Raw genomic sequence first — 16,446 nt, 5'->3', positions numbered from 1 at the left:
ATGGCATGAAACGTTGGTTGCTCCCCCTGGCATTGGTCGCCACCCTGGCGGCTTGCTCCAAGATCACAGTGGAAAATTACGACAAGCTCAAGGTCGGTATGAAAAGGAGCGAGGTGGAAAGCATCCTCGGTAAGGCGGACAGCTGCGGCGACGCCGTACTCAAGGCCCAATCCTGCCAATGGAAGAGCGGCAGCAAGGTGATCAGTGTCCAGTTCCTGGGGGACACTGTCGCTGTCTACAGCCGCGAAGGCTTCTAAAAGCAAAGCCGCCCGAGGGCGGCTTTTTCATAAGGCGGCAGCAATGGCCGCCGTCAGCTGGCTGAGCTCGTCAGGTTGGATCACATAGGGCGGCATCAGGTAGATGAGGCGCCCGAAGGGGCGGATCCAGACCCCTGCCTCCACGAAATGGCGTTGTAGCGCCGCCATGTCCACCGGCTTGTCCACTTCCACCACCCCTATGGCTCCCAGCACCCGCACGTCCAGTACCCCGGCCTTGCCTTTGAGGGGCAGCAATTCGGCTTTGAGCTGTTGCTCTATGGCCGCCACCTGCTGCCGCCACTGGCCTTCCTCCAACAGCGCCAGGCTCTGGCAGGCTATGGCGCAGGCCAGGGGATTGCCCATGAAGGTGGGACCATGCATGAAGCAGCCGGCCGGTGAATCACTGATGCCGTCCGCCACGTCCTGGGTGGTCAGGGTCGCCGCCAATGTCAGGTAACCGCCGGTGAGCGCCTTACCGAGACAGAGGATATCCGGGCTGATGCCGGCCCATTCCATGGCGAACAACTTGCCGGTACGGCCAAAGCCGGTGGCGATTTCGTCGAGGATCAGCAGCACCTGGTAACGGTCGCAGAGCGCCCGCAGGCCTTTGACGTAGTCGGCGCTGTAGATGCGCATGCCGCCGGCCCCCTGCACCACAGGCTCGAGGATCACCGCCGCCAGCTCCTGGTGGTGGGCCTCGAAATACTGCTCGGCGACCGCCAGGTCGGCCTCGGCGCTTTCACCAAACTTGGCTTCAGGCATGGGCATGAAGAGGTGGCCAGGCAAGAGGCCCTTGAACATCCAGTGCATGCCCGAGTCCGGATCCGTCACCGACATGGCCCCGAAGGTGTCGCCGTGGTAGCCGCGGCGCGGGGTTAGGTAGCGGCATTTGTCCGGCTTGCCGCGGCCCTGCCAGTACTGGACGGCCATCTTCAGCGCCACTTCGACGCTGATGGAGCCTGAATCGGCCAGGAACACCTTCTCCAGGGGGGCCGGGGTCATGGCCACCAGCTTTTCACAGAGGCGGATGGCCGGCTCGTGGGTGATACCGCCGAACATCACGTGGCTCATCTTGCCCAGCTGCTCGGTGGCGGCGGCGTTGAGGGCAGGGTGGTTGTAGCCGTGGATGGCGGCCCACCAGGAGGACATGCCGTCGATAAGGGCCCGGCCGTCTTCCAAGAAGAGGCGCACGCCTTCGGCCCTGGCCACGGGGTAGGTGGGCAGGGGCTCGCGCAGGGCCGTGTAGGGGTGCCAGATCTGCTGGCGGTCGAAGTCGAGGTCGGAATTGGATATGCTCACAAAATAACCAATGGTAAATGCACTTTAACTGGTAGGCGTTGACAGCTTAAGGGCTATCCCTACACTAGCCAAGCAAAGAGAACCAAGAAGGACTGCCCGTGAGCCTGCGTAACGATTGGACCATCCCCGAAATCGAAGCCCTTTTCCAATTGCCATTCAATGATTTGCTCTTCAAAGCCCAGAGCACGCACCGGGAAAACTTCGCCCCCAACGAAGTCCAGGTGAGCACCCTGCTGTCCATCAAGACAGGGGCCTGCCCGGAAGATTGCAAGTATTGCCCCCAATCCGGCCACTACCACACCGACGTGGAGCGTGAGCGCCTGCTGGAAGTGGAGAAGGTGCTGGAAGAAGCCCGCAAGGCCAAGGCCATAGGGGCGACCCGCTTCTGTATGGGCGCCGCCTGGAAGAACCCCAAAGAGCGGGACATGCCCTATGTCATGACCATGGTCAAAGAGGTCAAGGCCCTGGGCCTCGAGACCTGCATGACCCTCGGCATGTTGAGTGCCGATCAGGCCAGCCAGTTGGCCGGAGCCGGCCTCGATTATTACAACCACAACCTCGATACCAGCCCCGAATTCTACGGCCAGATCATCACCACCCGCACCTACCAGGACCGCCTCGACACCCTGTCCCATGTGCGCGACGCCGGCATGAAGATCTGCTCCGGCGGCATAGTGGGCCTGGGTGAGAATGCCCGTGACCGCGCCGGCCTGCTGCAACAGCTGGCCAACCTGGACGTGCAGCCCGAGTCCGTGCCCATCAACATGCTGGTCAAGGTCAAAGGCACGCCGCTGGAAAATGTCGAGGATCTGGACCCCATCGAATTCGTGCGTACCATCGCCGTGGCCCGCATCCTGATGCCCAAAAGCCATGTGCGCCTCTCCGCCGGCCGCGAAAAGATGAGCGACGAGATGCAGGCCCTGTGCTTCTTCGCCGGCGCCAACTCCATTTTCTACGGTGACAAGCTGCTGACCACCGGCAACCCCGAGGCCAACCGCGACCTGCAGCTCTTCAAGCGCCTCGGCATCAATGCCGAACAGCGCCACGGCGCCGACGACGAGACCACCGAAGCGGTACTGGCCGCCCAGGTGGCCATGGAAAATGCGCCGACCAACTACTACGAAGTGCGCTGATGCTCGACCATTGGCTGGCGCCGCGCCTGGATGAGGTGCGCCGGGCCGGGCTCTGGCGCCAGAGCCGGCCAGTCAAGCGCCTCGGTGGCGGCTTGGTGGAGGTTCAGGGCCAGAAGGCCCTGGATCTGGCCAGCAATGACTACCTGGCCCTGGCCGCCGAAGGCGGCGCCCTGGGGGGCGGCAGCGCAGCCTCGCCCCTGGTGTCGGGGCATAGCAGCGAGCACCAGCGGCTTTGCGACCGCCTGGCCGATTGGCTGGGTTTCGAGAGCGTCAGGCTGTTCAGCTCCGGCTTTGCCGCCAACGTGGGGACGCTGTCGCTCTTCGGCGAGGTGCCCGTCTTTCACGACCGCTTGAACCATGCCTCTCTGCTGGACGGCAGCCGCCACAACGGCGGCACAGGCCGGGGCGGCCCCGCGCGTTTTCGACGCTACCGTCACCTGGACGTCGGCCAGCTTGAGGGCTGGCTGAAGGCACCCAGCCTCATCGTCACCGATGGCGTCTTTTCCATGGACGGCGACAAGGCGGACCTGCCGGCCCTCAAGGCCCTGGGGCAGACCCTCTATGTCGATGACGCCCATGGCTTGGGGGTGCTCGGGGACAATGGCCGCGGCCTGATGGAAGAGCAGGGTGCCAGCCCCGATATCCTCATGGCCACCTTCGGCAAGGCCTTGGGCGCGGGCGGAGCTTTCGTCGCCGGCCCCAGGATACTGGGGGAGGCCATCGACAACCTCTGCCGCGAGTACATCTACTCCACGGCCCTGCCGCTCAGCACCGTCAGCCTGGTCGAGGCCAACCTGGACAAGGTGCAGCAACAGCCCTGGCGGCGCCAGAAGCTGGTAGAGCTGGTAGGCCGCTTCCAGGCCCAATGTGAGGCCAGCGGCATACCTGTGCTCGCCTCCCAGACCGCCATCCAGCCGGTACTGTGCAAAGACAGCGATAGTGCCCTGACCCTTAGCGCCCACCTGCTGGCCGCCGGCTATTTCTGCCCGGCCATCAGGCCGCCGACCGTGGCTCAGGCCCGCCTTCGCATCAGCCTCAACGCCGGCTTGGAATGGCCACAGCTGCAGGGGCTGCTGGCGCTGTTGGAGGCCGGCCGTGACTGCCTTGCCTAGTGTCCCCCGGCCCGATGTGGCCCGTGCCTTTGGCCTGGCGGCCGAACAGTACGACACCCATGCCGCCCTGCAGCGGCGGGTGGCAGATTGGCTCCTTGAGCAGGTAACCCAAGCTGCCGCCATAGCCCTGGATCTCGGCTGCGGTACCGGTTACTGCCTGGCGCGGTTGCCGGCCTTCAAGCGTATCGGCATCGACATCAGCGCTCCCATGCTGGCCACAGCCCGCCAGAAGCTGCCTCAGGCCGATTTCATCCAAGGGGATGCCGAAGCCTTGCCGCTGCCATCCCATTCCGTGGATCTGCTGGTCTCCAGCCTGGCCTTGCAATGGTGCCTTTCCCTGGATAAGGCCCTCCTTGAGGCCCAGCGGGTACTGGCGCCGGGCGGCAGGCTGCTGATCGCCCTGCCCATGGCCGGCAGCCTCTTTGAACTGGCCGAGGCCTGGGGCGGCGGCCAGGGGCACCTCTTGCCCCTGCCTGAACCTTCCGCCGTCCGTGCCCTCTTGCCCCCTGGCGCCAGCCTGGTGCTCAAGGACTTTGTCTGCCACTTTGCCGACCTCAAGGCACTGCGCCAGAGCCTCAAGGGCATAGGTGCCCACCAGGTGCCGGGCCGGGCCAGGGGCCTAACCGGCAAGGCCAGTTACCGCCAGTTCCTGGCCGGCCTCGAGGCCCAGCGCACCGAGAGGGGTCTGCCCCTGACCTACCGTATAGGACTCATCCAATGGCAAAACGCCTCTTCGTAACGGGCACCGACACCGATGTGGGCAAGACCCATATGGGTTGTGCCTTGCTGTCGCACCTGGGCCGCTTGGGCCTGAAGGCCGCCGGCCTCAAGCCCATCGCCTCCGGCGGCCGGATTGATGCCGAGCGGCTCTGGCGCCATTCCAGCCTGCAACTGCCCCTCGACAGCCACAATCCCTTCCATTTTGCCCCGCCCATAGCGCCGCACTTGGCCGCCGCTGAGGCCGGCGTTGCCCTGGGGGTGGACGAGGTGCTCAAGCGCCTCGAGCCCTGGCAACGACAAGAAGCCGACTGGCTGCTGATGGAAGGCGCCGGTGGCTGGCGGGTCCCGCTCAACGACAATGAAACCTTCGCCGATCTGGCCAAAGCCTGGGGCGGCCCCGTGGTGCTGGTGGTGGGCATGCGCCTTGGCTGCGTCAACCACGCCTTGCTGACGGCGGAGGCCATCCGCAGTGACGGCCTGGAGCTGCTGGGCTGGGTGGCCAACCGCGGCCTGGGGGAGATGGATCGCCTGGAAGACAACCTGGCCTACCTCAAGCGCCATATGGGGGCGCCGCTATTGGCATTGGCCGGCCAAAGCCCGGAGCCAGCCGCTATCGAAGTGGACTGGAAAGGCTGTTAGCATTGGCCGCTTTGTTGAGCCCGGAGTAGCTGATGCAATATCAATGGGTGCTGTTTGACGCCGATGAGACCCTGTTCCGCTTTGATTCCCAAGGGGGCTTGAAGAGCCTCTTGGCCCGTTACGGCCATGAGATGACAGAGCAGTGCTACAGCGACTTCCAGCGCAAGAACCTGGCCCTCTGGGAGCAGTACCACCAGGGCGAAATCGACATGCTGGCCCTCCAGAAACAGCGCTTCGCCCATTTCGGGGAGCGGTTCGGGGTCAAGCCAGTGGCACTGAACGCCCAGTTCCAGGAAGCCATGGTGGAGAACAGCCCGCCCATGGACGGTGCCCATGAGCTGCTGCTGAGCCTCAAGGGCCGGGCCAGGCTTGGTATCATCAGCAACGGTTTCAAGGCCTTGCAACCCGGGCGCCTGGCGAGGGCCGGCTGGAGCGAATTCTTCGAACTGGTGGTGACCTCGGAAGAAGCCGGGGTGGCCAAGCCGGATCCCGCCATTTTCCATTTCACCTTCGACAAGATGGACCAGAAGCCAGAGAAGGCGCTGATGGTGGGGGACAATCCCCACGCCGACGTGGCCGGCGGCGCCGGTGTGGGCCTGGATACCTGTTGGTTCAACCGCCATGGCAATCCCAGGCCGGACGGCATCAGCCCCACCTATGAAGTCGGCTCTTTGCTGGAGTTGAAAGCGCTGCTGGCTTAAAGCACCCGCCTGGCGGTCCAGTAATGAGCCTGCCAGTAGGGGTCGGCCAGGGACGAGATGGTCACCCCCAAGCGGGTGGACACGTGCAGGAAGCGCCCCGCCTCCAAGTAGATCCCCACATGACGATAGCGGCCTATCCGGAAGAACAGCAGATCTCCGGGGGCCAGCTTTGCCTGGCTGACGGGCCTGCCTTCACGGACCTGGGCCTGGGTGGTGCGCGCCAGCGCCAGGCCAAACTGGTCCTTGAAGGTCTCCTGGGTGAAGGCGGAACAATCAATGCCGCCTTTGTCCGTGCCCCCAAAACGGTAACTGACGCCGCGCCATGCCTGGTACTGGGCTTGCAGTTTGGCAAGGGCGGGGCTCTGATACTCGGGCGTTGACGTTGACGTTGACGTTGACGTTGACGTTGACGTTGGCGCCGGTGGCGACGAGGCGCAGGCCGAGAGCATCAGGCAGAGGAAGGGCAGGGCTTTGTTCATGGGCTCGGCCTGGGAAGAGGGTGGAACCAGCCTAGCATCGGGCTATGGCCCCGCCAAAGGCAGCGGGGCCGTTTTTTCAGCTCGCCTTCAGGGCCAAGACTTGGGCCAGCCACTGGCCTATGTCCTTGATTTGGGGCAGGCAAAGGCTGTGCTCCATGGGGTAGCGGCGGTATTCCACCTGGTAACCCCAGTCTTTGAGGCATTGTGCCGCCCTTTGGCCCAGTAGCTCCGGCACCACAGGGTCCTGGACGCCGTGGTGGATGGCGACCGGCAAGGCTTTGTTGGCGTCGTTCAGCTCAATGCTGCCCTGGGTCGCAAAATAGGTGGACAGGGCCAGCAGGCCCGCCAGGGGCTTGTCCAGGCTTAAGGCCGCTTCATAGGCCACGGCGCCGCCTTGGGAAAAGCCGGCCAGCACTATACGTTGGCTGGGGATGCCTCTGGCCAGCTCCCGCGCGATCAGATCTTTTACCGCCTGGGCCGAGGCCCGCAGCTGGGTTTCGTCCACCTTGCGGTCGATATCCAGGCTGAGGATGTCGTACCAGGCCGGCATCAGGTAGCCGCCGTTGACGGTGACCGGCATCACGGGAGCATGGGGGAAGATAAAACGCACCCCGGCGCCCTGGGGCAGGCCCAGTTCCGGCACCACGGGGGCGAAGTCGTTACCGTCGGCACCCAGGCCGTGCAGCCAGATCACGCTGGCCTCGATGTTGTCGCCTGTGGTCAGTTCCAGGCAGGGCAGGTATTGCATCAAGCGATCCCAAAAAGAAAGGCAGCTTGCGCTGCCTTTATGACTTACTCGATACCCAGCAGTTCGACTTCGAACACCAGCACGGCAAAGGGTGGTATGGCGCGGCCAGCGCCTTGCTCGCCGTAGGCCAGATCGTGGGGAATGGTCAGGCGCCACTTGGAGCCGACTTTCATCAGTTGCAGGGCTTCTACCCAGCCTTTGATGACGCCGGTCACCGGGAAGCTGATCGGCTCGCCGCGGGCGACGGAGCTGTCGAAGACGGTGCCGTCGATCAGGGTGCCGTGGTAGTGGACCTTGACCTTGTCGGCGGCGCTGGGGGTAGCGCCTTCGCCTTCGGCCAGGACTTCGTACTGCAGGCCGGAGTCGGTGACCACGACGCCGTCTTTCTTGGCGTTCTCGGCCAGGAAGACGTCGTTGGCCTGGGTGAAGGCGGCCTTGCGGGCCTTGTCTTCTTCTTCCAGGCGGCTGCGGATGACGTCGAAGGCGGCGTTGATGTCGTCAGGAGAAACAGCGAATTCCTCGCCGCGCAGGGCGTCGGCCAGGCCTTGCTGAACGGCAGGGATATCCAGGCCGTCGAAAGCCTGCTGGGCCAGTTGGTCACCCATCTGGCGGCCTACGCCGTAGCTGGCCTTTTGTTCTGTGGTTTGGTAATCGGCCATGGTGGCGTCACTCCGTCATTGCAAAAAAAAGAGGGGGGATCTTAACAGAGCCCCCTTTTAACCGCGACCCGTCAGAGCCAGTGGCTGAGATCGCTGCCGGCTTCGATGCTCTCGGTTTCGCCAAAGCGCATCAGGTAGCAGACCTTGCCGCCCAGCAACGTCAGTTTGTCGCCGTTGCGCCTGAGGGCAGTGCCTTCCGGCAGGCAGAGCACCCTTTCCTGGGGATTGAGGGTCAGGAACTCGGTGAGGCGCTCGGTGCGGGTTTCGCCGTTGTGGCCGGGCTGCACATAGTCGGTGAAATGGGGGTTTAGCTGGAATGGCACCAACTGGATGGCGTCGAAGCTCGGCGGATAGATGATGGGCATGTCGTTGGTGGTGCGAATGCTCTTGCCCGCGACATTGGAGCCGGCGCTCCAGCCGATGTAGGGCATGCCTTCGGCCACCTGGTCGCGGATGGCGGCCACCAGCTCGCGGCCGTAGAGCTCGGTGAGCAGCCTGAAGGTGTTGCCGCCGCCGATGGCGATGGCCTTGGCGTCTTTCACGGCTTGCACCGGGTCGGCGGCCTGGTGGATGCCGGTGACACTGATCCCGAGCGGCGCCAGGGCTTCAGCGACCTTGGCGGTATAGTCGTCCCAGCTGATGGTGACGCCGGCAAAGGGCACGAACAGCAGTTCCCTTTCGTTGCTCTTAAGCAGAGCGTCGATAAAGGGCAGGGCATGGGTCAGGTAAGGGGTATCACCGGCACGGGAGGCGGAAAGCAGCAGGGCACGCATGGCAGGAAACCTTGTTGGCTGGAGAAAGTCACAGATGATAACGAATTTTCTGTGGCTGTGGACTTGAAAAGCCAAAGCTCGGACATATTATGTCATCAGTCCCACGCGTCTTTGGCTTAAGGAGTCCTATCGTGAAACGCGTCGTCCTGTTCCTGGCCACCAACCTGGCCGTGATCCTGGTGCTGTCCATCGTCCTCAACCTGGTGATGTCGGCGCTGGGGATCCAGAACCAGTCCACAGCCGGCTATCTGGTCATCGCCGCCGTCTTCGGTTTTGGCGGCAGCTTCATTTCCCTGCTGATGTCCAAATGGATGGCCAAGCGCAGCACCGGTGCCTATGTGATAGAGCGTCCCCGGGACCAGATGGAGCAATGGCTGGTGGACACCGTGGCCCGCCAGGCCCAGAAGGCCGGCATCAAGATGCCGGAAGTGGCCATCTACGATTCCCCCGACATGAACGCCTTCGCCACAGGCCCCAGCAAGAACGACTCCCTGGTGGCCGTGTCCACAGGCCTGCTCTACAAGATGGACAGGGACGAAGTCGAAGCGGTACTGGGCCACGAGATCTCCCACGTCGCCAACGGCGACATGGTGACCATGACCCTGATCCAGGGCGTACTTAATACCTTCGTCATCTTCTTCGCCCGCGTCGTCGCCGGCGTGATCTCCAATGCCATGCGCGGCAATGACGAGGAAGAAGGCCAGGGCTTGGGCGGCCTTGCCTACTTCGCAGTCGTGATGGTGCTGGAAATGGTGTTCGGCATACTGGCTTCCTTCATCGTCGCCTGGTTCTCCCGTCAACGTGAGTTTCGCGCCGATGCCGGCGGTGCTGCCCTGGCCGGACGCCAGAAGATGATCAGCGCCCTGGAGCGCCTGGGCCGGGCCCACGAAGAACCTCATCTGGAAGGCCAGCTGGCCGCCTTCGGTATCCAGGGCAAACGCTCTTTGGCCGAGCTGATGATGAGCCACCCGCCCATCGAGAAACGTATCGCCGCCCTGCGCGCCCTCTGATTTTTCACCAGCGTCAACCCACCTTTTAAGGCCGCCTAAGTGCGGCCTCTTTTTTGCCTTGGGCTCACCAGTATGGGTCGCCATGTCTTGGGCGGCGACCACGAGAAAGCCGGCACCCTTTGCCGACAGCGCCTAGTCTGAACGGGTAAACCCCTTGGGAGAAGCCCTTGGATATGCTCTTTCGTGGACCCTGGCAAAGCCTGGAATACCTGAGTGTCGACGACCATGCCCTGCGCGTCGACGCTCAGGGCACTGGTCCAGCGCTATGGGGAACTCTGGCTGATACCCGATCACCCATGGTGTCTTGCCCAGCTGGCCGCGTTGCGGCCGCCCCTGTCCCAATCAGAAAAGTCTCTATGAAAGGCGCTTCATGGCATTGACTGCATGGGCGCTTGGCGTAAAACTGTGTGTAATGTAACTATTACAGCTTGATGTAAAGGTACGATATGCCCAATAACCCTTTCGGCCAGCAGCTCAGGGCCAACCGCGACAACGTCTGGAAGGCGGCCCAGGCCCTGGTAGAGCAGGGTTCACAGCCATCGGTAAACAATGTGCGCAACTGGCTGGGGGGCGGCTCCAACAGCTCCATCAGCCGCTACCTGCAGGAATGGCATGGCTCTTCCCAGGAAGAACGCAGTGTCAGGCTGGCGACACCTTTACACCTGCAACAGTCACTGGATGCCCTGTTCCAGCAGTTGGAGCAGGAGAAGCAGGACGCCATCGCCGCCGCCGGCCAGGGGGTCCAGGACAGCTTGGCTGCCTTGGCAGCCGAGCGGGATCAGGCCCTGGCCGCCGAGGCCGAGGCCAAAGGGCAGCTGGCGGCGTTGCAGGCACGGCTCAGCGACAGCCAAAATGCCCAGGCCCAAAGCCAGGAAGCATTGGAGCACCAGCAGAAGCTGCTGGCCGAGACCCAGCGTCAGCTGGCCCTGGCCAAACAGCAAAGCAGCCAGTGGCAACGTGAGGCCGAGGATAACCGCGCCCAGGTCAGTCATCTCTTTCACCAGCAGCAGCACTTCCAGGAGCGCTGGCAGGCGCTGAGTGCCAAGGAGCGGGAAGAGCATGAGCAGGCCCGCCGACAGTGGCAGCAGGAGCAAAGCCAGCTCCAGGCGCAGTTGCAAATCCTGCAATCCGAGCTGGGCCAGAAGGACAGGCAGATGCAAGGCCAGCAGGCCACACCGGCCGGCCAGTTGGGCGAGCGTCTCGAACAGCAACAGCAGCTGCTGGAAAAACTGGTGGTGGAGGTGGACTTCCTGGCCGACCAGGTCCGCAAACGCCAGCAGCTCAAGGTTGAACTGGAAGCCTTGAAAAACGCCCTTGGTAATTCATGAAGCCCCCCTTTTTTAAAGCAAACGGCGGCGGTGCACAGATCTCGTCAGAGGGTACCTTTGCCGCGGTCTGGTCATGAAACTCAGGCCCTATCAACAGGAGGCCGTCAAGGCCACCCTGAGCTACTTCAGGAAGAGCAGGGCACCGGCATTGCTGGTGCTGCCCACCGGCGCCGGCAAGAGCCTGGTGATCGCCGAGCTGGCCCGCCTGGCCAAGGGCCGGGTGTTGATGCTGACCCATGTGGCGGAGCTGGTGGCCCAGAATGCCGACAAGTATCGCCAGCTTCGGGACGACGGCAGCATCTTCTCGGCCGGGCTCAAGGCCAAGGATGCCAGGGGCAAGGTGGTATTCGCCTCCATCCAGTCCGTGGCTCCCAACCTGGACGCCTTTGAGGACGATTTCTCTCTTGTGGTCATCGACGAGTGCCACCGTATAGGCCCCACAGAGGAGAGCCAATACCGGCAGGTGCTGGCCCATTTCGCCAAGAGCCTGGTGCTGGGGCTGACCGCTACCCCTTACCGCCTCGACAGCGGCTGGCTTTACCGTTTCCACGCCAAGGGCCAAGTACGCAGTACCGAGCCCAAGCTTTTCGACTACTGCATCTTCGAGCTGCCCCTGCGGCGCCTTATCGATCAGGGCTACCTGACGCCGGTGCGGCTCATTCCGGCCCCGGCCATCCGCTACGACTTCAGCGAGGCCGTAGAGAGCTGGACCGAGGCCGCTCTTGACCGCGCCTTGGCTGGCCAAGGCCAGCTGACCCCCGCCATAGTGGACCACCTGGTGGCGCTCTGCGAAGGCCGGCGCGGGGTCATGATCTTCGCCGCCACCCGAAAACACGCCTGGGACATCCTGGCCAGGCTGCCGGAAGGTGAGGCGGCCCTGGTGCTGGGAGATACCCCTGGCCCAGAGCGCAAGGCCCTGATCGCCGCTTTCAAGGCGCAGACACTCAAGTACCTGGTCAATGTCTCGGTGTTGACCACAGGTTTCGACGCCCCCCACGTGGACGTCATAGCCCTGATGCGGCCCACCCAGTCGGTGTCCCTTTTCCAGCAGATGGTGGGCCGTGGCCTGCGCCTCTTCGAAGGCAAGACGGACTGCCTGGTGCTGGACTATGCCGGCTCTGGCTTCGATCTCTTCAGTCCAGAGGTGGGGGAGCCAAGGCCTGCCGGCACAGTGCCTGTGACAGTGCCTTGCCCTGTTTGCGACTTCCCCAACCAGTTTTGGGGCAAGGTGGACGAGGATGGCGACGTCATCGAGCACTTTGGCCGCCGTTGCCAGGGCATGACGGGGCCTGAGCAGCAGTGCGACTACCGTTTTCGCTTTCGGCTCTGCAACCAATGCGGCGGCGAAGCCGACATCGCGGCCCGCCACTGCCCCCACTGCCAGGCGGTGATGGTGGATGTGGACAAGCAGTTGCGCGAGGCCATGAAAAGCCGCGATCAGCATTTGTTCCGGGTCGCCGAGATGGAGACTGGCCTGGACGACAGCGGCCTGCGGCTTTGTTACCGGGACCTGGACGGCCAGCCCTTCACCGAGTACCTCAAGTTCAAGACCAAGGCCCTGAGGCGCTTCCTGGCAGAGGCCAACCCGGCGCCTGGCACCCTGTTCCTGCCCGACGACAAGGGCCTGGCCGCCCACTTGGCGCGGCTGCGGCAACCCCGTTTTCTGCTGCTCTCTAAACAGAGAGGTTGGCGCCTAGGCCAGCGGATCTTCGACTATCAGGGCCGCTTTGCCGATCACCAGGACCTGGGTTAGCCGCTGGCCGCTAAGGCTGCTGCAACCGGAGCGGCTGCAGAGGGATCGGTTCCATAGGGCATACCGATAACTGGTTATATGCACAGTTCAAATAAAGGCCCAAATGGGATGTACCTAAAGCCTCCACAAATGGTCAAATAACGCATGCGGTGGTCGCATTTTGCCCATTTACAAGGGTTTTGACCGTGTTATTCTCTCCAAAACCGTCTGCATCTATTTGATTTTGAACGGATTCAAATTCATTCGTTGCGACGTATCGCGACGGGCCTAAATCGGGGTTAACCGTATGAAAAGCAAGGAAAAATGGAAGCTCCTTTTTGTGTGCATGGGCAACATCTGCAGATCACCCACGGCAGAGGCGGTGGCCAGGAAGCGCCTGCAGGATGCCGGCCTCGAAGTGCTGGTCGAGTCGGCAGGCACCATCGGCTATCACGCCGGCGAGAGCCCGGATCTGCGGGCCCGCCAGGCCGGTGAAGCCAGGGGCTATGACTTTTCCGGTATCCTCGCCAGGCAGGTGGCCAGCGAGGACTTCGTTCATTTCGACCTGATCCTGGCCATGGACAGGCGCAACTTCAGCGACCTCACCAGCCGCTGCCCTGAACGCCACAAGCACAAGATCAAGCTGCTGCTGAGCTATGCGCCCAAACTGGGGGTGGACGAAGTGCCAGATCCCTATTACGGCGGGGCCCAAGGCTTCGAACAAGTGCTGGATCTGGTGGAGTCCGCCACCGACGGCTTGCTGGCAAGCCTCAAGACCCACGTCTAACCCTGCACTTCGACTAATAAAAAAGGCGCCTTTCGGCGCCTTTTTCAATGGGTCTTGATCAGACCTTGGTCATGGGGCTGGAAACCCGGCTGGCAGGTTGGCCAAGGCCACCGGCTCGGCCACTGTGGGCAACGGCTTTGCGCTCGAAAGGCTGAGGATTACGCACCACGGGCGGCAGTGCGACCTCGGCCGGACGGGCCATGGGCGCCTGGGCACGGCCCTGGGTTTTGGCCTTCTTGGGCTGGGCGGCTTTTTCCTTCTTGGCAGGCTTGGCCTTGGCTATCGGCTCCACAGGCGCTTCGACCTCGGGTTCTGCAACCACTTCAGCAGCAGTAGTTGCGGCTGTTTCGGCCTCAACAACAGCCTCCTCAGCCTCGGCCTTGCTTTCGACCAGGACAGGTGCGGCTTCTTCGACGGCCTCGACCTGGGCTTCTATCTCGGCTTGGGGCGCTTCGGCAACCACTTCGGCCGCTTCAGGTGCGGCTGTGGTTTCAACCACGGCAGGCTCAGCTTCTGGGGCCTCGGCTGTCACAGCTACAGCGGCCTCTTCGGCGACAGGAGCCATGGCTTCAACCGGCTCGGCAACAAGGGCCTCTTCCTGCTCGCCATTTTGACGCTCGGGACGGGGGCGGCGATGGCCACGCAGGTGGCGGGGACCACGGCGACGCTGACGGTCGTCATTGCGCTCTTCGCGTTCCTCGACCAGGGCCTCGGTGACGGTTTCCACGGCTTCCAGTTCAGCCTGAGGCTCTTCCACCGGCTCGACCTTGGGCTGTTCGGCCTTGGGCGGCTGGGGCTTGAGCTCACCGTCCATACGCACGGACTGGGTCAGCTGGCGGCGCTCACGGCGCTGCTGCGGCACCTTCTCCTCGACCTGGTCTTCGGTTTCCTCGACCTTGTCGGTTTGGTCTTCGCGGCTACGCTGCTGGCGCTTGGCGCTCTGCTGCTCGTCGTCGCGCTGGCGGCGCTTGTTGCGCTCTTCCTCGCGGCGGCTTTCGCGCTGCTCGGCGGCCTTTTCGTCGCGGGCACGGTTGTCCCTGGTGCGATCGTCACGACCACGCTGTTCTTCACGGCCCTGGCGCTGTTCGTCACGACCGCGCTGCTCTTCGCGACCTTGACGCTGTTCGTCACGGCCACGGCCCTGTTGGCGCTCGCGGCGCTGTTCGCCGTCCTGGGCGCGCTTGTCGTCACGGCCTTGGCGTTGCTCGTCGCGGCCACGGCCACGGCCTTTCTGCTGGCGGCGGGCATCCACGCCTTTGCGGTTCTGCTGGCGCTTGTTGTCCTTCGGCTGCGGCTTGGCTTCTTCTTTCTCGGCGGAGGAGAAGAGGCTGCCCAGGGCCTTCAGCAGACGGCTGACCAGGCCAGGCTGTTCTGCAACAGGAGCCTTCTTGGCAGGCGCCTTGGCTGCAGGGGCAGCACTGGGGGCCGGCGCGGCAGGGGCCTGCAGGCCTTTGAGGGCAGGCTCGTCAGCCTTCTGGTGCTTGGCGGCGACAGGGGGAACATAGACAGGCGCACGCTTGTCCTGGCCCTTGGTCATGTCGTAGGAGGGCTCTTCCAGCTCCTCGTCTTCGCGGTGACGGAGCACTTCGAAGTGTGGGGTCTCCAGGTACTGGTTGGGAACTATGAAGACGCGCACGTCATGGCGCTGCTCGATGAAGCGGATGGCGCCGCGCTTCTCGTTGAGCAGGTAGGCGGCAACGGAAACCGGTACCTGGGCCTCGACCTGGGCGGTGTTGTCCTTGAGGGACTCTTCCTCGATGAGGCGCAGTATGGACAGGGCCAAGGACTCGGTGGAGCGGATGTAACCTGTGCCGGTACAGCGGGGGCAGACATGGTTGGAGGAGTCACCCAGGGAGGGGCGCAGGCGCTGGCGGGACATCTCCATCAGGCCGAAGCGGCTGATGCGGCCGAGCTGTACCCGGGCGCGGTCGGCGCGCACGGCGTCCGCCAGGCGGTTTTCCACTTCCCGCTGGTGACGGGCCGGGGTCATGTCGATGAAGTCGATGACCACCAGGCCGCCCAAGTCGCGCAGGCGCAGCTGGCGGGCGATTTCGTCGGCCGCTTCGAGGTTGGTGTTGAGGGCCGTCTCCTCGATGTCACCACCCTTGGTAGCGCGGGCGGAGTTGATGTCGATGGCGGTCAGGGCCTCGGTGGAGTCGATGACGATGGAACCACCGGAGGGCAGGCGCACTTCGCGCTGGAAGGCCGACTCGATCTGGGACTCGATCTGGTAGTAGTTGAAGAGGGGGATCTCACCCTTGTAGTGCTTGACCCGGCTCAGGAAGTCGGGACGCATGGTCTGGATGTGGTTCTTGACCTCTTCGAAGACCCGGGCGTGGTCGATGACGATCTCGCCAACATCACGGCGCAGGTAGTCGCGGATGGCCCGCACTATGACGTTGGATTCCTGGTGGATCAGGAAAGGGGCAGGGCGGCTGGCCGCCGCTTCCTGGATGTTGTTCCAGTGGTGCAGCAGCACGTCCAGGTCCCACTTCAGCTCTTCGGCAGACTTGCCGACGCCGGCGGTACGGACGATAAGGCCCATGCCTTCCGGCGGCTCAAGATGGGAAAGGGCTTCTTTGAGCTCGGTGCGCTCATCACCCTCGATGCGGCGGGAAATACCGCCGGCGCGGGGGTTGTTGGGCATCAGCACCAGGTAGGAACCAGCCAGGCTCAGGAAGGTGGTCAGGGCCGCGCCCTTGTTGCCACGCTCTTCCTTGTCGATCTGCACTATGACTTCCTGGCCTTCCTTGAGCACGTCCTTGATGTTGGGACGGCCTGAGACCTTGGCGCCTTCGACAAAGTAACTGCGGGCGATTTCCTTGAGGGGAAGGAAGCCGTGACGCTCGGCGCCATAGTCGACGAAGGCGGCTTCCAGGCTGGGTTCTACGCGGGTGATCTTGCCTTTATAGATGTTGGCTTTTTTCTGTTCGTGGCCGGGGTGCTCGATGTCCAGGTCATAAAGTTTTTGACCATCCACCAAAGCCACCCGCAACTCTTCGGCCTGAGTTGCGTTGATTAGCATTCTTTTCATAAGTGACTCATTACCTTGTAATGGTCACAGCACTC

Annotated in this window: 16 protein-coding genes; 10 read left to right on the top strand and 6 right to left on the bottom strand. The window is 63.2% G+C overall.

The features are described 5' to 3' along the window. Positions 1–5: 5 nt before the first annotated feature. Positions 6–257: a DUF3862 domain-containing protein gene (locus tag PVT67_RS09340; RefSeq protein ID WP_301493182.1), complete on the top strand. Its 252-nt coding sequence runs from the start codon at positions 6–8 to the stop codon at positions 255–257. A gap of 27 nt (positions 258–284) precedes the next feature. Here the strand turns inward: PVT67_RS09340 and bioA are convergent, their stop codons facing one another. After that, entirely contained in the window at positions 285–1,550 is a 1,266-nt protein-coding gene (bioA, locus tag PVT67_RS09335; RefSeq protein ID WP_301499680.1) for an adenosylmethionine--8-amino-7-oxononanoate transaminase, read from the bottom strand. 104 nt (positions 1,551–1,654) lie between these two features. On the opposite strand from bioA, the gene bioB reads away from it, so the two are divergent. The 5 genes from bioB to yjjG are packed head-to-tail and all read left to right on the top strand — an operon-like array spanning position 1,655 to position 5,861. Continuing rightward, positions 1,655–2,689: a biotin synthase BioB gene (gene bioB / locus PVT67_RS09330; RefSeq protein WP_301499619.1), complete on the top strand. Its 1,035-nt coding sequence runs from the start codon at positions 1,655–1,657 to the stop codon at positions 2,687–2,689. Beyond that, the gene (locus tag PVT67_RS09325) at positions 2,689–3,801 is read left to right on the top strand and encodes an aminotransferase class I/II-fold pyridoxal phosphate-dependent enzyme (RefSeq protein WP_301499618.1); all 1,113 of its coding nucleotides are present in this window, start codon (positions 2,689–2,691) and stop codon (positions 3,799–3,801) included. Before bioB ends, PVT67_RS09325 begins: the two co-directional genes overlap by 1 nt. Continuing rightward, positions 3,785–4,540: a methyltransferase domain-containing protein gene (locus tag PVT67_RS09320; protein ID WP_301499617.1), complete on the top strand. Its 756-nt coding sequence runs from the start codon at positions 3,785–3,787 to the stop codon at positions 4,538–4,540. The genes PVT67_RS09325 and PVT67_RS09320 overlap by 17 nt, the downstream gene beginning before the upstream one ends. Continuing rightward, positions 4,519–5,160 (top strand): dethiobiotin synthase, encoded by a 642-nt coding sequence (bioD, locus tag PVT67_RS09315; RefSeq protein ID WP_301499616.1) that lies wholly within the window; start codon positions 4,519–4,521, stop codon positions 5,158–5,160. The genes PVT67_RS09320 and bioD overlap by 22 nt, the downstream gene beginning before the upstream one ends. Positions 5,161–5,192: 32 nt before the next feature. Next, entirely contained in the window at positions 5,193–5,861 is a 669-nt protein-coding gene (gene yjjG, locus PVT67_RS09310; RefSeq protein ID WP_301499615.1) for a pyrimidine 5'-nucleotidase, read from the top strand. Here the strand turns inward: yjjG and PVT67_RS09305 are convergent. The 4 genes from PVT67_RS09305 to pepE form a co-directional block, all read right to left on the bottom strand. Further along, positions 5,858–6,340, bottom strand: a complete 483-nt coding sequence (locus PVT67_RS09305) for an NlpC/P60 family protein (RefSeq protein WP_301499614.1) — start codon at positions 6,338–6,340, stop codon at positions 5,858–5,860. The two genes, yjjG and PVT67_RS09305, sit on opposite strands and share 4 nt — an antisense overlap. A 76-nt stretch (positions 6,341–6,416) precedes the next feature. Next, on the bottom strand, positions 6,417–7,088 hold the full coding sequence (locus tag PVT67_RS09300) for an alpha/beta hydrolase (RefSeq protein ID WP_301499613.1): 672 nt from the start codon (positions 7,086–7,088) through the stop codon (positions 6,417–6,419). 44 nt (positions 7,089–7,132) lie between these two features. Then, positions 7,133–7,747, bottom strand: coding sequence for a BamJ family beta-barrel-assembly machinery protein (locus PVT67_RS09295; RefSeq protein ID WP_301499612.1), 615 nt, complete (start codon positions 7,745–7,747; stop codon positions 7,133–7,135). Between the two features lie 71 nt (positions 7,748–7,818). Continuing rightward, positions 7,819–8,520, bottom strand: a complete 702-nt coding sequence (pepE, locus tag PVT67_RS09290) for a dipeptidase PepE (protein WP_301499611.1) — start codon at positions 8,518–8,520, stop codon at positions 7,819–7,821. Positions 8,521–8,651: 131 nt separating this feature from the next. Here pepE and htpX point away from each other — a divergent pair, with 131 nt between their 5' ends. The 4 genes from htpX (at position 8,652) to PVT67_RS09270 (ending at position 13,377) form a co-directional block, all read left to right on the top strand. Further along, positions 8,652–9,530, top strand: a complete 879-nt coding sequence (htpX, locus tag PVT67_RS09285; protein WP_301499610.1) for a protease HtpX — start codon at positions 8,652–8,654, stop codon at positions 9,528–9,530. A 446-nt stretch (positions 9,531–9,976) separates the two neighbouring features. Further along, positions 9,977–10,858, top strand: coding sequence for a DNA-binding protein (locus tag PVT67_RS09280; protein WP_301499609.1), 882 nt, complete (start codon positions 9,977–9,979; stop codon positions 10,856–10,858). Between the two features lie 67 nt (positions 10,859–10,925). Beyond that, positions 10,926–12,611, top strand: a complete 1,686-nt coding sequence (radD, locus tag PVT67_RS09275) for a DNA repair helicase RadD (RefSeq protein ID WP_336407844.1) — start codon at positions 10,926–10,928, stop codon at positions 12,609–12,611. 325 nt (positions 12,612–12,936) lie between these two features. Next, a complete protein-coding gene (locus tag PVT67_RS09270; protein WP_301499607.1) occupies positions 12,937–13,377 on the top strand; it encodes a low molecular weight protein-tyrosine-phosphatase in 441 nt (146 codons plus the stop codon). 58 nt (positions 13,378–13,435) lie between these two features. Here PVT67_RS09270 and rne read toward each other — a convergent pair whose 3' ends face one another. Beyond that, on the bottom strand, positions 13,436–16,411 hold the full coding sequence (gene rne / locus PVT67_RS09265; RefSeq protein WP_301499606.1) for a ribonuclease E: 2,976 nt from the start codon (positions 16,409–16,411) through the stop codon (positions 13,436–13,438). Positions 16,412–16,446 lie beyond the last annotated feature (35 nt).

Source organism: Gallaecimonas kandeliae, from assembly GCF_030450055.1.
GTDB classification, from domain to species: domain Bacteria; phylum Pseudomonadota; class Gammaproteobacteria; order Enterobacterales; family Gallaecimonadaceae; genus Gallaecimonas; species Gallaecimonas kandeliae.
Note: the sequence above shows the minus strand (reverse complement) of the source record. Positions and strands in the feature narration are given on the sequence as shown.